The following is a 3692-nucleotide window of genomic DNA, read 5'->3' as shown; positions in this document are numbered from 1 at the left end:
GGGAGACCTCATCTTGGAACGGGCTTCCCGCTTAGATGCCTTCAGCGGTTATCCTTTCCGAACGTAGCCAACCAGCCGTGCCCCTGGCGGGACAACTGGCACACCAGAGGTTCGTCCGTCCCGGTCCTCTCGTACTAGGGACAGCCTTCCTCAAGTCTCCTGCGCGCGCGGCGGATAGGGACCGAACTGTCTCACGACGTTCTAAACCCAGCTCGCGTACCGCTTTAATGGGCGAACAGCCCAACCCTTGGGACCTACTCCAGCCCCAGGATGCGACGAGCCGACATCGAGGTGCCAAACCATGCCGTCGATATGGACTCTTGGGCAAGATCAGCCTGTTATCCCCGGGGTACCTTTTATCCGTTGAGCGACACCCCATCCACCTGGTGGTGCCGGATCACTAGTCCCGACTTTCGTCCCTGCTCGACCCGTCGGTCTCACAGTCAAGCTCCCTTGTGCACTTGCACTCGACACCTGGTTGCCGACCAGGCTGAGGGAACCTTTGGGCGCCTCCGTTACCCTTTGGGAGGCAACCGCCCCAGTTAAACTACCCACCAGGCACTGTCCCTGGACCAGATCATGGTCCGAGGTTAGATGCCCAATTCGACCAGAGTGGTATTTCAACGTCGACTCCACGACCACTGGCGTGGCCGCTTCCCCGTCTCCCACCTATCCTACACAAGCCGAACCGAGCACCAATACCAAGCTGTAGTGAAGGTCCCGGGGTCTTTCCGTCCTGCCGCGCGTAACGAGCATCTTTACTCGTAGTGCAATTTCGCCGAGTCTGTGGTCGAGACAGCGGGGAAGTCGTTACGCCATTCGTGCAGGTCGGAACTTACCCGACAAGGAATTTCGCTACCTTAGGATGGTTATAGTTACCACCGCCGTTTACTGGCGCTTAAGTTCTCAGCTTCACCTTACGGTTAACCGGTCCCCTTAACGTTCCAGCACCGGGCAGGCGTCAGTCCGTATACATCGTCTTGCGACTTCGCACGGACCTGTGTTTTTAGTAAACAGTCGCTTCCCCCTGGTCTCTGCGGCCCCACCCCGCTAACCCGCAAAGGGGTTTCACGGGACAGGGCCCCCCTTCTCCCGAAGTTACGGGGGCATTTTGCCGAATTCCTTGACCACAGTTCGCTCGAACGCCTCGGTATTCTCTACCTGACCACCTGTGTTGGTTTGGGGTACGGGTCGCGTAGGAACTCGCTAGAGGCTTTTCTCGGCAGCATGGGATCACTCTGCTTCGCCTCAACCGGCTATGCGTCACGTCTCGACCGTCACGGCCCGCGGATTTGCCTACGGACCGGCCTACACGCTTGCACCAGCACTACCACTAGCTGGCGGAGCTGCCCTCCTGCGTCACCCCATCGCTTGGCTACTACCAGGCAGGGTCCCGCGCTCCCCACCACCAGCTCCCGAAGGAGACTGGGATGGTTCGGGCGGTTAGCACACCTGGACTCGCCAGGGACGCGCCTACACGAGCACGGGAATATCAACCCGTTGTCCATCGACTACGCCTGTCGGCCTCGCCTTAGGTCCCGGCTCACCCTGGGCGGAAAAACCTGGCCCAGGAACCCTTGGTCATCCGGCGGCAGAGTTTCTCACTCTGCTATCGCTACTCATGCCTGCATTCTCACTCACACGGGCTCCACGGCTGGATCACTCCGCCGCTTCACCGCCCGCATGACGCTCCCCTACCCAACACCACCACCACCCGACACCGACAGATCAGTGACGAGAGCGTTCACGTGGTGTTGCCGCGGCTTCGGCGGTGCGCTTGAGCCCCGCTACATTGTCGGCGCAGGACCACTTGACCAGTGAGCTATTACGCACTCTTTCAAGGATGGCTGCTTCTAAGCCAACCTCCTGGTTGTCTGGGCGATCCCACATCCTTTCCCACTTAGCGCACGCTTAGGGGCCTTAGCCGGCGATCTGGGCTGTTTCCCTCTCGACGACGAACCTTATCGCCCGCCGTCTCACTGCCGCGCTCGAACTCACCGGCATTCGGAGTTTGGCTGACTTCAGTAAGCTTGTGGGCCCCCTAGGCCAACCAGTGCTCTACCTCCGGTGAGAAACACACGACGCTGCACCTAAATGCATTTCGGGGAGAACCAGCTATCACGGAGTTTGATTGGCCTTTCACCCCTACCCACAGCTCATCCCCCAGGTTTTCAACCCTGGTGGGTTCGGGCCTCCACGCCGTCTTACCGGCGCTTCACCCTGGCCATGGGTAGATCACCCCGCTTCGGGTCTAGAGCACGCGACTACCCAGAACGAATCCCGGCACGCCCTGTTCGGACTCGCTTTCGCTACGGCTACCCCACACGGGTTAACCTCGCCACGCACCACTAACTCGCAGGCTCATTCTTCAAAAGGCACGCCATCACAAGAACCAAGCTTGCTCTGACGGCTTGTAGGCACACGGTTTCAGGTACTGTTTCACTCCCCTCCCGGGGTACTTTTCACCTTTCCCTCACGGTACTTGTCCGCTATCGGTCATCAGGGAGTATTTAGGCTTACCGGGTGGTCCCGGCAGATTCACAGCGAATTACACGGGCTCGCTGCTACTCGGGCACGCCACAACAAGCGACCGCAGTGTTTTCGCCTACGGGGGTCTCACCCTCTACGCCGACGCGTCCCAACGCCTTCGACTAACACCACGAACACCCGCACCGGTCCGGCAGAACCAGTACATGACGCCCCACAACACCCCACCAGCAACACCTGCCGGCTCTCACACAAGCGGGGTTTAGCCTCATCCGCTTTCGCTCGCCACTACTCACGGAATCACTCTTGTTTTCTTCTCCTGCGGGTACTGAGATGTTTCACTTCCCCGCGTTCCCTCCCACCGTCCTATACATTCAGACAGCGGTGACACCCCATGACGGGTGCCGGGTTACCCCATTCGGACACCCTCGGATCAACGCTCGGTTGACAACTCCCCGAGGACTATCGCGGCCTCCCACGTCCTTCATCGGCTCCTGATGCCCAGGCATCCACCGTGCGCCCTTGACAACTTGACCAACACACACATCAAGAAATCACGACACAAATGTGCACAGAAACAAAAGATGCTCGCGTCCACTGTACAATTCTCAACGACCACACGAACCAGCGCCCCACCCCACCCACCGGCGAAGCAGACGCTGCCCGTCCCCAGAGACAAACAACAACCCCACCCCAGCGAACCAGGATGAGGCGGTCGTCCCCTCAGGACCCAACAGTGTGCCGCCGACCCACGCACCACGCAGACCGGACATGTTCAGTGCTTCCACATCTTCTCGAGCAACCCCACTTCCCGACCCCCAGGCAACCAACACCCAAGGAGGTACTCCGAGGCCCTCCACCACCAACCACGAGCGCACAGGACACACGCCTGCGACCACCCACCAGCAGCGGTGTTCGGTAAAGCTCCTTAGAAAGGAGGTGATCCAGCCGCACCTTCCGGTACGGCTACCTTGTTACGACTTCGTCCCAATCGCCAGTCCCACCTTCGACCGCTCCCCCCACAAGGGTTGGGCCACGGGCTTCGGGTGTTACCGACTTTCGTGACGTGACGGGCGGTGTGTACAAGGCCCGGGAACGTATTCACCGCAGCGTTGCTGATCTGCGATTACTAGCGACTCCGACTTCACGGGGTCGAGTTGCAGACCCCGATCCGAACTGAGACCGGCTTTACGAGATTCGCTCCG

2 rRNA genes are annotated in these 3692 nt (G+C 59.8%); both read right to left on the bottom strand.

Features of this window, described 5'->3' with window-relative positions:
- Positions 1-3023: ribosomal RNA gene (locus tag AC2A1K_RS35475) — 23S ribosomal RNA — on the bottom strand; the annotation flags it as partial.
- Between the two features lie 396 nt (positions 3024-3419).
- Positions 3420-3692 (bottom strand): 16S ribosomal RNA (locus AC2A1K_RS35470); the annotation flags it as partial.

Source organism: Actinomycetospora sp. 2LY8.5 (genome assembly GCF_057180585.1).
Note: the sequence above shows the minus strand (reverse complement) of the source record. Positions and strands in the feature narration are given on the sequence as shown.